The 16,948-nt window shown below is 66.9% G+C and carries 11 protein-coding genes; 2 read left to right on the forward strand and 9 right to left on the reverse strand.

Translation table 11 applies throughout. The annotated features are described in order from the left end of the window. From ACRHIG_RS22060 to ACRHIG_RS22070, 3 genes are read right to left on the reverse strand one after another with little or no spacing between them, the layout of a single operon-like run. Positions 1-429: a DsrE family protein gene (locus tag ACRHIG_RS22060; protein WP_489627904.1), complete on the reverse strand. Its 429-nt coding sequence runs from the start codon at positions 427-429 to the stop codon at positions 1-3. A gap of 42 nt (positions 430-471) precedes the next feature. Further along, entirely contained in the window at positions 472-1,221 is a 750-nt protein-coding gene (locus tag ACRHIG_RS22065; protein ID WP_489627905.1) for a LytR/AlgR family response regulator transcription factor, read from the reverse strand. Continuing rightward, positions 1,218-2,468, reverse strand: coding sequence for a sensor histidine kinase (locus ACRHIG_RS22070; protein WP_489627906.1), 1,251 nt, complete (start codon positions 2,466-2,468; stop codon positions 1,218-1,220). The genes ACRHIG_RS22065 and ACRHIG_RS22070 overlap by 4 nt, the downstream gene beginning before the upstream one ends. A gap of 548 nt (positions 2,469-3,016) precedes the next feature. On the opposite strand from ACRHIG_RS22070, the gene ACRHIG_RS22075 reads away from it, so the two are divergent. Next, positions 3,017-3,763: a serine hydrolase gene (locus ACRHIG_RS22075; protein ID WP_489627907.1), complete on the forward strand. Its 747-nt coding sequence runs from the start codon at positions 3,017-3,019 to the stop codon at positions 3,761-3,763. A gap of 46 nt (positions 3,764-3,809) precedes the next feature. Here ACRHIG_RS22075 and ACRHIG_RS22080 read toward each other — a convergent pair whose 3' ends face one another. Next, positions 3,810-4,742, reverse strand: a complete 933-nt coding sequence (locus ACRHIG_RS22080; protein WP_489627908.1) for a DMT family transporter — start codon at positions 4,740-4,742, stop codon at positions 3,810-3,812. Between the two features lie 119 nt (positions 4,743-4,861). On the opposite strand from ACRHIG_RS22080, the gene ACRHIG_RS22085 reads away from it, so the two are divergent. After that, on the forward strand, positions 4,862-5,761 hold the full coding sequence (locus ACRHIG_RS22085; RefSeq protein ID WP_489627909.1) for a LysR family transcriptional regulator: 900 nt from the start codon (positions 4,862-4,864) through the stop codon (positions 5,759-5,761). A 3-nt stretch (positions 5,762-5,764) separates the two neighbouring features. On the opposite strand, the gene ACRHIG_RS22090 is transcribed toward ACRHIG_RS22085, so the two are convergent. From ACRHIG_RS22090 to recC, 5 genes are all read right to left on the reverse strand, one after another. After that, complete coding sequence (locus ACRHIG_RS22090; protein WP_489627910.1) at positions 5,765-7,702, reverse strand: methyl-accepting chemotaxis protein; 1,938 nt, start codon at positions 7,700-7,702, stop codon at positions 5,765-5,767. A 159-nt stretch (positions 7,703-7,861) separates the two neighbouring features. After that, complete coding sequence (gene recD / locus ACRHIG_RS22095; protein WP_489627911.1) at positions 7,862-9,820, reverse strand: exodeoxyribonuclease V subunit alpha; 1,959 nt, start codon at positions 9,818-9,820, stop codon at positions 7,862-7,864. Next, positions 9,810-11,459 carry a 3'-5' exonuclease gene (locus ACRHIG_RS22100; protein ID WP_489627912.1) on the reverse strand — a complete coding sequence of 550 codons (1,650 nt, stop codon included), beginning with the start codon at positions 11,457-11,459 and terminating at the stop codon, positions 9,810-9,812. Before ACRHIG_RS22100 ends, recD begins: the two co-directional genes overlap by 11 nt. After that, the gene (locus tag ACRHIG_RS22105) at positions 11,456-13,486 is read right to left on the reverse strand and encodes a UvrD-helicase domain-containing protein (protein ID WP_489627913.1); all 2,031 of its coding nucleotides are present in this window, start codon (positions 13,484-13,486) and stop codon (positions 11,456-11,458) included. Before ACRHIG_RS22105 ends, ACRHIG_RS22100 begins: the two co-directional genes overlap by 4 nt. Continuing rightward, positions 13,461-16,880, reverse strand: coding sequence for an exodeoxyribonuclease V subunit gamma (gene recC / locus ACRHIG_RS22110; RefSeq protein WP_489627914.1), 3,420 nt, complete (start codon positions 16,878-16,880; stop codon positions 13,461-13,463). The genes ACRHIG_RS22105 and recC overlap by 26 nt, the downstream gene beginning before the upstream one ends. Between the last annotated feature and the right edge of the window lie 68 nt (positions 16,881-16,948).

A 16,948-nucleotide genomic window follows, 5' to 3' on the forward strand; every position in this document is an offset into this window, starting at 1 on the left:
TCAGGGCTTGATATACGCATAGCCTTCCTGCCACTGCAAGCGGCTCAGCTCGGCCACGCCCGAGGGCACGATGACGGCTTCGGGCAGCACGCGCTGGCGGTCGATGTTGCGTCCTTGCAAGGTGTTATTACAGACGCGAAAGCTCACGCCCCGCTGGACCAGCTCACGCACCACCGCGTCATACGGCGTGCCGTTCCTGTCGGTGGCGCCGTCGAGCAGGAAATCGATGCCGGGGCCGTGCGCGACGAGCACGATGGTGGCTTTGGGGCTGGCGTCGAGGTGGTTGCGGATATTTTTCAGCGCAGCCGTGGCATTGCTGGCGTCATTGACGTGGTACACCACCCTTTCCTCCTTCTGCGCGGCCGTGGCGGCGGTGCAGGAGAGCAAGGCGAGGAGGATGGCGGTGAACCAGCGGCGCAAGATTGTCATGAGATGTCCATTCAGTATCAGATTAAAAACATTGGCATCATATCAATCCCTGAACAAATAGGTAAACGTGCGGCTGACGGGCAGCTTTTCCGTGCTGCCCCGCACCAGCACCTGCATGCGCTCGGCGTCGATGCGTTCGGCCGCCTCGATGGCTTTCACGTTGACCATGGTGCCGCGGTGGATTTGCCAGAATTGATCAGGATCAAGTCCCCCAAGTAAATCCTTCAGCGGCGTGCGCACCAGCGCTTCCGAGCCGGCCAGCACCACGCGCGTGTACTTGGTGTCGGCCTGGAAGAACAGCACTTCATTGACGTCGATCAAACGGATCTGCCTGCCCACGCTGGCCCTGATCCATTTCAGCTTGTCGCGCGGCGGCGCCGGCAAGGCGGCGCGCAGCGACTGCAGCAAATGGGCCATGTCGGCCGGCTGGGCGCCCAGCTTGTCGCGCAGGCGGGCCAGCGCCCGCTGCAGCCGCTCGGCCTGCACGGGTTTCAGCAGGTAATCGACGGCGCCCGCGTCGAACGCGTCGACGGCGTACTGGTCGTAGGCCGTGACGAACACCACGTGCGCCCGCTTGCCGATGCGCTCGGCCACTTCCAGACCCGACAGGCCCGGCATGCGGATGTCGAGGAAGACCACGTCCGGCTCATGTTCGAGGAAACCGTCCCAGGCATCGTTGCCGTTTTCCGCCACCAGCACGACTTGCGCCTCGGGCCAGGCTTGCGCCAGCAGCATTTGCAGGCGCTCGCGCATCAGGGGTTCGTCTTCGGCGATCAGGATGGTGGGATTCATGCGGTGGCTTCTTTCAGGCTGGATGCAATTTTGATGGGCAACACTATGTCAGCGATCACGCCGCCCTCTTCGCCGTTGCGCAGGCTCAAGCTGGCGGATGGAGCGGACAGCAACAGCCGGCTGCGCACGTTTTCCAGGCCCAGGCCGCCTCCGGGCACGCTGCCCGCACCGCTTTCCGGCAAGCCCATGCCCGTGTCCCGCACGCGCAGGCGCAGCATGCCGTCCACCCGCAGCGCCGACAGGCTGATCTCGCCGCCGCGCAACGATGGTTCAATACCATGCTTGATGGCATTTTCCGCCAGGGTCAGCAAGATCATGCTCGGTATCGTCGCGTGCGCCAGCTCGGCCGGCAAGTCCAGCGCATAGCGCAGGCGTGAACCCATGCGCGCCTGCATCACGCGCAGGTAGGCGGCCACCATGTCGAACTCGCTTTGCAAGGACACTTGCTCGCTGCGCATCTCCGCCAGGCTGGCGCGCAGGAAGGCGATCAGGTCGGCCGTCAGCGCCGCTGCCCTGGGCGCACCCTGCTCGGCCAGCTGCTGCACGGCGCCCAGGGTATTGAACAGGAAATGCGGCTCGATCTGCGCGCGCAGCAGGCGCAGCTGCGATTCGCTCAGTTCGCGCGCCAGGCGGTCGCGCTCGGCATCCTGCTGCAGCTGCAGGGTCAGCGCTTCGTACTGGCGGTTGCGCCAGGTGGTCACGATCGCCAGCGGCACCATGTAGAACAAACCGGCCACCAGCAGGGCAACGCCGCCCACGCGCAGCAAGCGCTCGAAAGCCATGGCCATGGAACCGGTATCGCTCAAGCCGGCCAGCAGCACGCCGGCCGCCACCCCAGCCGCGCAGGTCGAGACGATCAGCAGGAGTTTCTTGAACTTGTAACGCACGGAACTGCGGTAATTGAACCAGACGCCCACCAGGCCCCACGCCAGCGCAAAACCCAGGCCGTTGCTGAAGACCAGGGCCTTGAGCAGTTCGAACCTGGCCGGCAGCAGCAGGTGCAGGACGACGCCGATGGCGCTGAACAGCAGCATCAGCTTGAACGCGGCGATATAAAAACCGGCGCCACGGTACTTGAGCAGGAAATCGTGCAATTGCTGGCGCTCGATCGGCGTCAGCTTGACCAGCTTCATGGCGACGTAGCGGCGCACCCGCCCCTGGACCTGCGTCGCCATTTCGGGGTGTTTCAGCACCCGCAGCGATTCCTCATCGATGCTGCGGTACCAGTCCGTATATTTTTTTAACATGATGCGTTCTCCCTAGTCCGTGATGCAGGCATGAACGCAGTCTACGGCGCCCCGCTTGCGGGACCTAGCGCGGAGCGACGAAGCACGAAGGGGCAGGCATCAACGACGAAGCGCGCGGCGCCTGCCGCATCAAGGCTGCCAATCTTGCTGAAATCATACGAAGTTTCCAGGATGAAATCAATAATTGTGCAACAATTTTCACTACGGCAAGAATAGACCCATTTATTTGCCAAATTGGCCGCAACGCCGCCTGTCGCGGGCTTGTACCGTAGACATCGCTTGATCTTTAATGGTATTGTTTAAGCTTGGCAAATATTGCCTCCGAGATACACATGCCGCGTCCCCGCGCGGCCCTGTTCCGGATTTGCGCGCAGCGCCCACGATGGCGCCCCAAAACTGCTTTTCCACATACGATCCCATGCTCAAAAAATGTTCGCCGCGGTGCTGATGACGCTTTCGACAGCGGCCATCGCCGTGCCCTTCGGTTCCCAGTCGATACTGGTGGTCGAAGACGGCACAGGCAAAGTCTTGCTTGAAAAAATTCCAACGTGGTGGTGCCCATCGCCTCGCTGACCAAACTCATGACAGCCATGGTCGTGCTCGACTCCAAGGCGAATATGCAGGAAGAGATCAGCATCGACCGCGAGGACGTCGATACCTTGAAACACAGCACCTCGCGCGTGCCCGTGGGCGCCACCCTGAGCCGCCACGACGTGCTGCAACTGGCACTGATGTCGTCCGACAACCGCGCCGCCGCCTCGCTGGCGCGCACCTTCCCCGGCGGCCCGACGGCGTTTGCCGTGGCCGTCAACGCCAAGATCAAGGCTCTGGGCATGCGCCAGACCGTGATCGAAGAGCCGACGGGCTTGTCGCCGAACAACCAATCGACGGCGGCCGACCTGGTCAAGATGGCCGTGGCCGCCTCGCGCTACCCGGAAATCATCCGCATCACCACCGATTCGAAGGACGTCATCCAGATCAAGGGCCGCGACGTGGAATACCACAACACGAACCGCCTGGTGGGCGCCAAGGGCTGGGATATCGGTCTGTCGAAGACGGGCTACACGAATGAAGCGGGCCGCTGCCTGATCATGCGCATCAAGTCGGCCGGCAAGTTCGCCACCATGATCCTGCTCAACGCGCGCGCCAATTCCGTGCGCGCCATGGACGCCGTCAACATCCGCCGCATGCTGGCGGCCGAGAACGGCATCGAAGAGCCGAAAGTGATGCGCGCTTCCGTCAGCCGGCACAAGAAGGCGCCGGCCAAGCCATCGAAGCGCCGCCGCGCCCGCTAAGCACGGCTCAATGCCGGGGTCGGACCCGACGGGTCTGACCCCATAACTATTTCCCCTGCCGGTTGGTCATCACCACGCCGGCGATCGTCACCGCCCCGCCCACCAGCATCGAGGCGAGCACCGGCTCGCCCAGGAGCGCCGCCGCCAGCACGATGCCGAACACGGGCACGAGGTTGTTGAACACGGCCGTGCGCGACGGGCCCAGCGCCTTGACGCCCTCGTAATACCAGACAAAGCCGATCACCGTGCCGAACACGCCCAGGTAGCCGATGGCGGCCCACACTTGCCAGCCGAAGCTGTGCCATGGCACCGTGGGAAACTCCACGGCCGCCCCCACCAGCAAAAAGGCCAGGCCCCACATCGACGCATACGTGGTGGCGGCAATCGGACTCAGTCCCGTCAGCGCGACGCGGCCGATCAGGGTATAGGCGGCCCAGCTGGAAATGCCGCAGAACATGAACACTTCGCCCATGCCGATGCCGCCGCCCGTGCCGTGCAGCACGCCGGCCAGGTCGCCGCGCGTGATGACGATGGCCGTGCCGCAAAACGCCAGCATGATGCCCAGCCATTTGAACGATCCCAGCCGCTCGCGGAACAGCATGGCCGAGGCCAGCGCCGTGACGATGGGGTTCAAGGCCACGAACAGGGCCGTGCGCCCCGCCGGCATGCGCGACAGTGCCGCCAGGAAGCACAGGTTATATAAAAAGATGCCCGTCAGGCCCAGCGCGGCCGTCGTCGCCAGCTGCTTGCGGTCCAGGCGCGGCAAGCCCCCTTCCAACTTCCACGCCAGCGCGACGAGCAGCAGCACGGCCACGCCGAAGCGCCCGCTGGCAGCCGTCATGGGCGGCATCTGCTGCGCCAGCACGCGGCCCGCGATAAAGGTGCCGCCCCAGAACAGGGCGACGAAAATCAGTTTGAGGTAGACGAGCGGCGATTGCGCGGCAGGCAAGGCGGCAGAGGGCAAGGCGGATGAAGACATGGGAGTTCCTGTAAGGCCGCTTGCGCGGCGGGTGGCGTACATGCTGTACACTTATATATTAATACTAATATCAACTCATGAAATAATGAGCAAATACTCATAGAGCAGGAAAACCACAGATGACCTTCACGCAACTGGAAATCTTTACCCTGGTGGCCGAGCTGCACGGCTTTTCCGCCGCCGCCGCGCAGCTGGGCATCAGCCAGTCGGCCGTCTCGCATGCCTTGAAGGCGCTGGAAAAGGAGATGGGCGTGGACCTGATCGTGCGCCACCAGGCCTCGGCCGAGCTGACGGACGTGGGCCGCCAGCTGCTCGTGCGTGCGCGCGAAATCCTCGGTCTATCGGAAGCCATGCGCCAGGAAGCGGCCGACGTGCTGGGCCAGCGCCAGGGCAGCCTGCGCATCGGCTCCTTCGGCCCTACTTCGTCCTTGAACCTGCTGCCGGCCATCACGGCGCAATTCCGCCTGCGCTATCCGGGCATCGCCCTGCGCATCGACGAAGGCGCCGACCATGAAGTGGTGCAGTGGATACGCGAACGCCGCGTGGATGTGGGCTTCGTCGTGCTGCCCGACGAGCGTTTCGACACGGCGCCGCTGGTGGAAGACCAGATGATGGCGCTGGTGCCGCGCAGCCACCCGCTGGCCAGCGAAACCACCATCACCCTGGCGCAGCTGTGCGAAGGGCCGTTCATCATGTCCGAGGCGGGCTGCGCCTGCCTGATCGAACCCCTGTTCGCCGACGCGGGGCTGCAGCCACATGTCCCCTACCGCATCAGCCAGGTGATCACCATCCTCGACATGGTCAGCCGCGGCGACGGCCTGTCCATCGTGGCCGAACTGGCCCTGCCGCAGCGGCTGCGGGAGCAGTATCCGGAGCTGGTGGCCCTGCCATTGAATCCGCCCGTCAGCCGCAAGGTGGGCCTGGCCGTGCGCGACCGGCGCCAGAACACGCCGGCCACCAACGCTTTTTTCGAGGTGGCGAAGCAGATGGCGCCGACCCTGGCGCCCCGGCGTACTTAAAGTTTAAAACGTCTCCCACTCGTCGCTGCGCTCCTGCTTGGCGACGGGCGTTTTTGCGGCGGGACGGCTAGCGATGCGCGGCGCGATGGGCGCGCGCACCACGGGCCTGGCTGGCTGCTGCTGCTGCGGCGGCGGCGCTTGCCCGTCATCGAGCTTGAACACACCCACCACCTGCGCCAGCGTGCCGGCCTGGTCCTGCAGGCTTTCCGCCGCGGCGGCCGCCTCCTCCACCAGGGCCGCGTTCTGCTGCGTCACCTGGTCCATTTGCGCGATCGCCTGGTTCACCTGTTCGATGCCCGAGCTTTGTTCCTGGCTGGCGGCCGTGATTTCGCCCATGATGTCGGTTACGCGGCGCACGCTGTCGACGATTTCCTGCATCGTCGCCCCCGCCTCGTCGACCAGGCGCGCGCCCGAGTCGACCTTGCCCACCGAATCGTCGATCAGCAGCTTGATTTCCTTCGCCGCGCCAGCGGAGCGTTGCGCCAGGCTGCGCACTTCCGTCGCCACCACGGCAAAGCCGCGTCCTTGTTCTCCGGCGCGCGCCGCTTCCACGGCCGCATTCAGGGCCAGGATATTCGTCTGGAAGGCGATGCCGTCAATGACGCTGATGATGTCGACGATCTTCTTCGATGAATCGTTGATCGAAGCCATGGTGTCGACCACCTGCGCCACCACTTGCCCGCCCTTGCTGGCCACGCCGGACGCCGATTGCGCCATCTGATTGGCCTGGCGCGCATTGTCCGCGTTCTGCTTGACGGTGGACGTCAGCTCCTCCATCGAGGCGGCCGTCTCTTCCAGCGAGCTCGCCTGCTGTTCCGTGCGCGACGACAGGTCCTGGTTGCCGGCGGCGATTTCCATCGATGAGACCTTGACCGATTCGCTGGCCGTGCGGATCTTCACCAGCACGGCGGCGATCTTGTCGATGAAGCGGTTGAAGGCGCCGGCGATCTGCGCCAGTTCATCCACGCCGGAAGCGTCGAGGCGGCGCGTCAGGTCGCCCTCGCCCGAGGCGATGTCGTCAAGCGCATCGCGCACCAGTTCCAGGCGCTTGAGCATCTTGAACACCAGCAGCGACAGCAGCACCGCCGCCGCGCCGGCCAGCAGCACGGCCGTGACGGTGGCCGTCGTCAGCATCGTCTGCAAGGCTTGCATGGCTTCCTGCTGGTCCAGCACCACGGCCAGCAGCCAGTCGGTGCCCGCCACGCGCGTGACGTACAGCTTGCCGTCGCGCTCATTGAGGCGCACGGCCTCGCTCGCGCGCGTGCTTTCCAGCCGGTTCACCTGCGCGGCCGACAGCGCCGCATCGAGTTTCGCCACCGGCTGCAGGCTCAGGTCCTTGTTGGCATGCGCGATGATGGTGCCGCTCTGGTCGACCAGGAAGGCAAAGCTGTGCGGCGTCGGCTTGATCGCCACCACGTTGGCGATCACCGTATCGAGCAGCACGTCGGCGCCCGCCACGCCCAGCAGCGCCTCTTTCGGGCCGACGGGCGCCGTGAACGACACCACCAGTTTGTGGCTGGCCGCGTCCACATATGGCGGCGTGAGCATCGGCACGCCCGCCTTGACGGTGTCCGTGTACCAGGCGCGCGCCGTCGGGTCGAAATCGGCAGGGCGGCCCGGATGGGTAAATACGGAGCGCTTGTCCGCGTAGCCGATGAACACTTCCGCAAAATCGCCGGCCTTTTCCGCGATCTGGAAGGCACGCAGCGGATCGGGCGTCTCGGCCGACATGACGACGGAGGCCATGACCTTCTTCTTGCCATCGACCCATTGCGCCAGCACGGCCGACTGGCTTTGCAGCAGCTGCTGCATCTGCTGGTCGGACGAGGCCAGCATGCTGCTGCGCGTGGTGACGTAATTGGCGGCCGACAAGGCCAGCATGGACAGGACGACGATGGCCACGCAAATGAGCACCAGCCGCGTGCGAAGGGAAGACAACATGATGGACTCCTCGTTTCGATTTTATTGGCGTGAAACAGTACTTTTGCACTACTTCACCTACGCAAGCATTCTCACACAAAAAACGGAACAATTATCGTCAATATTCGGAATACAACACATATATTTCCGTAAGGAAACGCGTCGAACCCCATCAAGCCATCAGCCGATCAATCCTCTCAAGCCGCTGGCGCGCTGCGTGCGGCGCAGGATCGCGTCGAACAGCACGGCCTGCGTGGGCGAGACCAGGGTAAAGAAGTCGCGCGCGCGCGTGATGCCCGTGTAGACCAGTTCGCGCGCCAGCATGGCGCCACCTTCCTGCGGCAGCACCAGCACCGTGTGGCGGAATTCCGAGCCCTGCGATTTATGCACGGTCATGGCGAACGCCGTTTCCACGTGGCGCAAGCGCGTGGCCAGCACGCTGCGCACATTGTCCCCTTCCAGGAAGTACACGCGCAGGGAACCGGGCCGCGCAGGGTCGCGCAGGGTCAGACCGATGTCGCCATTGAACACGCCCGTGCCGTAATCGTTGCGCGTGACCATCACGGGACGGCCCACATACCACTCGCTGCGGCGTATCAGCCCTTCCTTTTCCAGCCGCAGCTCGATGGCCGTGTTCAAGCCCGCCACGCCCCACTCGCCTTCGCGCACGGCGCACAGGATGCGGAACGCTTCAAAAGCGTGCAGCACGGCGCGCACCCAGTCGTCATGCTGCGCGTAAGCTTCGCCGCCAGCATTCACCAGCGCCAGGTAGGGCTGGTAGCCGCCCGGCGCATCAAGACGTCCGCGCAAGGCCAGGCGCAGCACGTCTTCCTGCTGCGCCGGCACGCTCCACGCCAGCTGGCCGCCGCTGTCGGCGGCGAAGCACGCCTTGGCCAGGTCCGGCCTGCCGGCATTCACGGCCAGCGCCAGCTCGCCGATCGGGCCGCTGAAACGGTGGCTATGGCGCAGCATCACCGTCTGCTGCGCCAGCGCGCCGGCGCTCCCCGCAAACTGCGCGGGAATGGCCACGCCGCTGGCCGCCTGCGCATACGCGATGGTGTCCCCCGTGTAGCCGCCCGTCTGCGCGTCGTGGCACAAGTCGCCCAGCACGGCGCCCGCCTCCACCGATGCCAGCTGGTCCTTGTCGCCCAGCAGAATCAGGATGGCGGTGGAAGGCAAGGCGTCGAGCACGGAGGCCATCATTTCCAGGTGCACCATCGACGCTTCATCGACGATCAGCACGTCCACGTCGAGCGGATTGCCCGCGTGGTGGGCAAAGGCGCGCGTATCGGGCCGCGCGCCCAGCAAGCTATGCAAGGTGCGCGCCGCGCCCATGCGCCGCGCCAGTTCCAGCAACGGCAAGGCTTTCCCGACCTTTTCCGCCAGGCCGCTCAAGGCCTTGTCGATCGACTGTTTTAATCGCGCGGCAGCCTTGCCCGTCGGCGCGGCCAGCGCGATGCGCAGCTGCTCCGGTTGCGGCGAGACGGCAAACAGCAAGGTCAGCAAACTGGCCACCGTATAGGTCTTGCCCGTCCCCGGGCCGCCCGTGATGATGGCCGCCTTGCCGCGCAAGGCGACGGCACACGCCACCTTTTGCCAGTCCGGCCCACCGTCCTGCGTGGGCTGGTCGAACAGGATGTCGAGCCATTGCCGCACCTGCGCCAGCGGCGGATTCGTCAAAGCCTGCGCGCGGAGGGCGATCTTTTCACCGACCAGTGTCTCGTCGCGCCAGTAGCGGCGCAGGTACAAACGGTCGCCGTCGAGCACCAGCGGCTGTTTCACGTCGGGCGCACCCACCCGCCACACCTGCGGCGCGCCGGCCAGCAGCGCATGCCAGCCGGCGGCGCTGTCCGGCAGCGGGCCGGCAACGGCCAGCACGGCGTGCCACAATTCCTCGCTCCAGCCCAGCAGCTGCGACGGTTCGCCCGCCAGGTCGGCCAGCATCAAACAGCTGTGGCCCCGCCCTTCCAGCTCGGACAGCACCACGCAGGCCACGGCGACGGCGGGCGCATGCGGCGCCTCCCCGTCCAGGCTGGCGATGAAGCGGGCGAAGGCGGCGCTCAGGCGGCGCAGATGCCCGTCCCCGGCGACGCCGTCGACGTGGCTGAACAAGGCATTCATTTGCTCACTATGCTGCATGATGTTCCGCTTCTTCTGACAACAGTTGATCGAGGCCGTCCAGCAGTTCCAGCTGCGGCGCCAGCCAGTAGCAGCCGTGCGTGTCCGCATTCGCTATGCCGCGCAGGAACAGGAAGATGGCGCCGCCCAGGTGTTCGGCCGGGTCGTAGGTATCGCCAAGCCGGCTTTTCAGCAGCCGGTGCAGGGCCAGCATGTAGATGGCGCCCTGGATATCGTAGCGGTGCTGCGCCATGCCGGCCGCCAGCGCCTGCGTGTGATAGGCGGCGTCGTTGGGTCCCAGCGCGTTCGACTTGTAGTCGAGCACCCAGTAGCGCCCCTCCCGTTCGATGACCAGGTCGGCAAAGCCTTTCAGCATGCCGTGCAGTTGGCGCCGTGGCAGCGCGGGGCGCGGCGCGCCATCGAGCAGCAGCCGCGTGCAAAGTCTGTCCAGCGCCTCGGTGGACAAATGCTCGCTGGGGAACCAGAACTCCATCTCGGAGAGGGTGCTGTCCAGCTGCGACAGCGAGGCATCGAGCAGCGGCAGCGGCGTGACGGCGATTTCCCGGAGCCAGCCGATGGCGTCTTCCTGGCGGTGGCCCCAGCCGGCCCGTTCGCAGCGCGCGGCCAGGCGCGTGCCGAAATTGGCATCGTGGACGCCGTCAAAGCCTTCGCTGCCCATCCACTCGAGCTGCTCGTGCAGGAAATTGCCGGGCACGGAACCGCGCGGGAAGCGGTGCCACGGCGCGTCGCCCGTTGGCGTCGGCGCGGCCACGGCCGTGCCATCTTCCAGCAAGGTCTCTTCCAGCGCCCGCTGCGGCACGTGCGCGGCCGCCACGGCGCCGATCTGGCGCGTCAGCGAGGTAAAACTGCCCACCGACCAGTCGCGCTCGAACTCGCCCGCGAACACGGGCGCGGGGCGCAGCTCGGGCCGGCGCTCGATGCGATCGAGCACCGTGCAGGCGCCGGGTTGCGCCAGGGCAGTCACATAGATGGCGTCGCAGCTGCCCGCCACCTGCTGCCAGCGCAGCAGCAGCTGCTCCGCCGGCAGCTTGTCGCCGCCCGTCAGCAGGTAGCCGAGCGCCGACTCGTGCAGGGTGTTCTCGCCCGCCTTGCGCGCCGCCTGGGCGGCCACGCCCAGCCACAGGAAGTGGCGCGCGCGCGTCAAGGCCACGTACAGCAGGCGCAAGTCTTCCTCGATGCGCGCCTCTTCCACAAAGGCCATGGCCTCGTCGGACAGCGACAGGTCGAGGCGGCGCTCGCCTTTTTCATCCGCATACTCGAAGAAGCTGCGGTTGCGTTTGTCCACCTTGCGCGCCGTGACGGCGAACGGCAGATACACGAGCGGGTATTCGAGTCCCTTGGACTTGTGCACGGTGATGACCTTGACCAGCTCCGCATCGCTTTCCAGGCGCAGCACGCGCTCGTCGCCGTTGTCGCCCTCGCCGGCGATCTGCTCGGCCAGCCAGCGTATCAGCGCCTGCTCGCCATCGAGCTGGCGGCTGGCCGATTGCAGCAGTTCGGCCAGGTGCAGCAGATTCGTCAGGCGCCGCTCGCCGCCCGTCTGCTGCAGCAGCATGGCGGGCAATTGCAGTTCGTGGATGAAGCGGCGCAGCATGGCCAGCACGCCCTGGCGCTGCCAGATCAGGTGCAATGCCTTCAATTGCTCGACCCGGCGCTCCCACTCCAGTTCATCGCTCGACAGGCGCGCCAGCTCGCCCAGCGACAGGCCGATGGTGCGCGTGGCAAAGGCGGCGCGCGCCAGCCCCCGTCGAGCGGGTTGGCCAGCGCCGCCAGCCAGCGCAGCACGTCCTGCGCCTCCTCGCTGTCGACGACGGAATCCTTGTCGGACAGGTAGACGCTGGCGACCCGGCGGCGCGCCAGCGCGCGGCGGATGGCCGCCGCTTCCTTGCGGTCGCGCACAAGCACGGCGACATCGGCCGGCTGCAGGCGCGCAAAACCGTCGGGGCCGTCGAAACCCGCTTGCGCATCGCCCAGCATGGCGACGATGTGCTCCGCGCAGTGCTGCGCGAAATACTCGCGGTAGCCGTCGCCGCGCAGTCCTTCATCGCTGGCGCAGGCGGCCAGCAGGGCCGGCAGCGGGCCGCCGGCATTCACCAGCCATTCATCGCGCCCCTTGGCGTCGACGGCCTCGAACGGCAGCGGATTCTCGCCGTTTTTGCGGTAGCGGAAGGCGCCGGCCGGCACCTCGGCGCGCTCGGCGTGCAGGAACAGCTGGTTGACGGCCGCCACCAGCGGCGCCGTCGAGCGGTAGTTGGTGCCCAGCTGATAGTGGCGGCCGGCGGTGGCGCGCCGCGCCGCCAGGTAGCTCTGGATGTCGGCGCCGCGAAAGCCGTAGATCGACTGCTTCGGATCGCCGATCAGGAACAGGCCCAGCGCCGGATCGTTGTCGGCGATGCGGTACAGCAAATTGAAGATCTGGTACTGCGCGGGCGCCGTATCCTGGAATTCATCGACCATGGCCAGCGGGTACTGGTCGACGATGCGCTGGCGCAGGGCCGCGCCGTTTTCGCCGGCCAGCGCGTCGTGCAGGCGCTGCAGCATGTCGGCAAAGCCGAACTGGCGCGACTGGCGCTTCAACTGATCCATGCGCCGCGCGATGGCCGCCGCCGCATGCAGGTGCAGCTTGTGCGCCAGCGGCGTGATGGCCGCCAGGGCGATCCCCAGCGCTTCCGTATGCTCGAAGCACTCGGGCACCTGGGCCGTGAAACTCTTGGCAAACGCATCCTCGATGCCGAACGGCGTCAGGCGCTCCCAGGCCTTGGCCGTGATGGCGGGCAGCAGCAGGAGCGGATCCTGCGCCCAGCGGCGCAAGCCGTCGAACCACTTCGCCAGGTTCTCCGGCTTCATCTTGACGCCGTTAAAACACTTGGGATTGACGGCGCGGTGGTCGTTGATCCAGGCGGCCATCTGGTCCACGCGCTCGACCCAGCCCGCCTTCAGGGTGGCCAGCTGCGCGGCCAGCGCCCGCTGTTCGCGCGCGATCAGGGTGGACAACGATTCTTCGTCCGCCATGCCCATGATGTCGGCGCGGCGCGCCAGCTCGCGCGCGCCCTTCTTCAGCGCCGCCACGTCGGGCCAGCAGGCCAGCAGCACGTCGAGCGCCTGCGGCGGCAAGGGGTAGACTTGCTGACGCCAGTAATCGTGGGCGGCATCCTCGAACAGGGCTTGCTCGTCGCTGACCAGTTCCTCGTCGAACAGGCTGCCGCTGTCGAACGCGTGCTCGCGCAGCATGCGCTGGCACCAGGCGTCGATGGTGAAGATGGCCGCTTCATCCATCGTCTCGGCGGCCAGCATCAGCCGGTGCGCGGCCTTTTGCCGTTCGCTCTCGTCCGGACAGGACTCGAGCAGGGCGTCGAGGAACGGGTCGCTGCCGCCGGATTCGTGGCGAAAATACGCGGCCGCCTCGATCAGGCGCTCGCGCACGCGGTTCGACAATTCGCGCGTGGCGGCGCGCGTAAACGTCATCACCAAAATGTCGGCCGGCAGCAGCGGGCGCGTAAAGCGGCTGTCGTCGTCGCCGTGTCCCAGCACGAGGCGCACGTACAGCGCGGCGATGGTCCAGGTCTTGCCGGTGCCGGCGGACGCCTCGATCAGGCGCGAGCCGTGCAGCGGAAACGTCAGGGGTTGAGCAGGTGGCTCGTCATGGTTCTTCTCCCGCGCCATCATCGGGCGCGCTGATCGGGTCGATCGTGATGTGTTGCTGCAGCCAGTCGGCCAGCGGGCCATACAGCTCGCGCGAGCAGTCTTCCCACGCTTCCTCCGCGGCCAGCGCGGAAAACTCGGGCCACAGGCGCGCCAGGCACAGTTCTTCGCGCTCGCCCGACATCTCGAAGCCGCCATCGTAGACGGCGCGCGGGTCGCCCTGCTGTACCAGCGCCAGCCCCGTCTTGCACGCCGTGGGCAGCGGATGGTTCATGCCTTCGCGCCACAGCGCCAGCAGGGTGGCCAGCGCGTCGCGCGAACCGGCCGGATCGAGCGGCGCCATGCTGACGATGGCGTCGCGCGCCACCAGGTAGCCGGTGACGGGAAAGCCGAGGGCGGCGGCGGCCAGCTGGCGCAGCCACATCAGCATCAGCTTGTCGCCGCGCGCCAGGCCGTTCTTGTCCGTCACCTTCGAGGAAATCTGCATCAGCCAGGCCGTCTCCTGCCCGTTGCTGCACAATCTGTCGAGCCAGTCGTCGATCTGCAGCTCGCCGAAGGGCAAGTTGATGGCGCGCTTGTCGGCCGCCAGCGGGAACGAGGCGCGCAAGGACAGCCACGCGCTGCGCACGGGCACCAGCGCCTCGACCAGCTGCGCCTGCACCTGCCGGCCGATCAGGCCGATGGGCAGCACGCCTTCGCGCGCCAGGCGTGCCGCGCGCGCCTCCAGGCTGGCGCGCACGTCGCCGATATCTTCCACGGCGCCGCCGTCGTCCAGCATGGTGTCTTCCAGCAGGTAGCGCTCGAGCGCATTCAGGCCGAACGGCTCCTCATCCTCGCCCAGCATGGCCGCGTCGGCAAAATACACGCTCAAGCGGCGGCGAAAGAAGTACTTGACGGGCTGGCGCAAGAAGCTGGCCAGCTCGCCCAGCTTCAGACGCGTGCCGGGATCGAGTTCGTAAGGCCCCAGCGGCAGCGCGGCGGCCTGCGCATCGGCATCGGTATGGACTACGCGCCATTCGCGCGCATAGGTCAGCAAGCCATCGGCCTCGAAATAGCGGCGGCTGAACGGCTGCAGCGCGTGCTCGGTGGTCAGCGATGCCAGGTGCCGGTCCAGCGACCAGCCGGCGGCCAGGTAATCGCGCAGCTGCGACACCAGCACGGACGGCGGCTGCTCGGAATTGTCGCGCACATTGCGCCCCACCCAGCTCACGTACAGCTTGTCGCGCGCGGCCAGCAAGGCTTCGAGCATCAGGTAGCGGTCGTCGTCGCGGCGCGAGCGGTCGCCCGGTCGCGCCATGCCGGGCAGCGCCAGCAAGTCGAAATCGGCCTTCTGCGCGCGGCGCGGGAAGTCGCCATCGTTCATGCCCAGCAGGCAGACCACGCGAAACGGCACGGCGCGCATCGGCATCAGGGTGCAGAAGGTCACGCCGCCGGAGACGAATTGGTGGTTCAGGGTCGGCTCGTCCAGCGCGCCCAGCCATGCGACGCGCAGCACGGACAGCGGCACCGGCTCGACAAAGCCCGCATGCTCGCAGGTTTCCAGCCAGCCCTGCAAGGCGCCCTCGAGCTGCGCCAGGGTCAGGCGGTCGCCCTCGTCGTCGGCATCGAAAAAGGCCGCCAGCAGCGCGCGCGCCTGCGCGCCCCACTCGGCGGGCGTGCAGGCGCCGGCCAGCACGGTGCGCCAGTGCAGCAGCGCCTCGACCAGCTGCGCCAGCGAGCCGGCCAGCGCCGCATCGAGGCCGCCCACTTCCGCATACGGCTCGATGCCGCCAAAGCTGGCGCCAACGCCGCTGGCGTAACCGAGCAGCATGCGCCGCACGCCGAAGATCCACGCATTCTGTTCCCCGGCCGCACCCAGTCCCAGGCCGCTGCGGTGATGCTGGTCCAGGCCCCAGCGCACGCCGGCTCCCTCGATCCAGGCGCCCAGCGTGACCAGGTCGTCCGGCTGCAGGCCAAAGCGGGCCGCCAGCGCGGGCACGTCGAGCAGGTCGCGCACCTCGCTCTGGCGGCAGCGCTGCTGCGGCAGCTGCAGCAGCCACTCGAGCGCGACGAGCAGCGGATTGACGCTGCGGTCCTTGACGTCGCCGATCTCGAACGGGATGAAACGCTCGTCGCTGCGCCGGTACTGGCCGAAGACGGCGTGGATGGCGGCCGTAAAGGTATCGATGTCGGGCACCATCACGACCACGTCGCGCGGACGCAAGCCCGTCTCGGCGCTGTGCGCGAACATGGCCAGCAGCTGGTCGTGCAGCACTTCCACCTCGCGCTGCACGCTGTGCGCCACGTGAAATTCGATCGAGCGGTCGCCGGCACCGGGCGGCGTTTGCTCATGTTCGGCCAGCGGGCGCAGTTCGCGGATGGCCACCTGCACCTGCTGCAGCAGGGTTTCGCCCGTCTCCTCGCCGAACAGGTCGATGCGCAGGCTGTCGTCACGCCCTTCGGCTTGCGCGTGTTCGTCGAATTCGTCGAGCATGCGGATGAAATCGCGCCCTTGCCTGCCCCAGCTGGCCAGCAGCGGATGACTGTGCGCATGCAGTTCTTCCAGCGGAATGTGCGCCAGGTCGGTGCCGTTGCGCTGCCGCTGGCGCTTGTTTTCCGCGCGCAGCAAGTCGCGCCCGTCGATGATGTCGCCCCAGTAGAACTGGCATGGATTGGGCACGGCCAGCAGCACCTGCGTGTGGCGCGCCAGCGCGGCGAGCGCCTGCAAGGTCTGGTACGGCAAGGCCGACACGCCGAACAGCACCACCCTGCGCGGCAGCTTGCCAGCCGGCGCATCGCCGGCGGCGATCGCCGCCAGGAAGGCGTCGTGGATGTCGGCGCGGCCCGTGTCGCGCTCGAACGGCTCGACGTCCTGGCCCACGGCGCGCCACAACTGCGCCTGCCAGCGCTGGTCCTCCTTCAAGACGATGGACTCGCCGCGCGCCGTGCGCAACTGGTCGCACCCGGCCGCCCAGTCGGCCAGCCAGTCGGCGCGGTAGACCTGGTACTGGTCGAACAGGTCGGCCAGGCGCTCGGCCAGCTGCAGCCGGCGTTCGCAATCGCCATCGGCCAGGAAGTAGCGCAGCGGCGCAAACACGGGGTCGGCCAGCAGCGACGGCAACAGCCGCATCAAACGCCAGGTCAGCGGGGACTTATCGAACGGCGACACGCGCGGGACGCGCTCGCGGCCCAGCATGCCCCGGTAGCTTTCCCACAGCAGGCGCGCCGGCAAGGCGATGCGCGTGGCGGCGCACACCCCCATCTCCTCGGCCAGCGCGATCTTCAGCCATTCGGCCACGCCGTTCGACTGCACCAGGAAGATGTCGGTTTCCAGCGGCGCCAGCGGGTGGCTGCGCAGCCACTGGAAGACGGCGGCGCGCAGCTGCTCCAGCTGGTTGCCGTGCAGGATGAGTAGGCCGGGCGTGACGGGTGTTTGCATGCTGATCCGATGGGTTGCCGCGCCTCCGGCCGGGTGGCTGGAGACGTCAAAGGCATATTATCGCCGCT

This window comes from Janthinobacterium sp. C22, assembly GCF_057919405.1.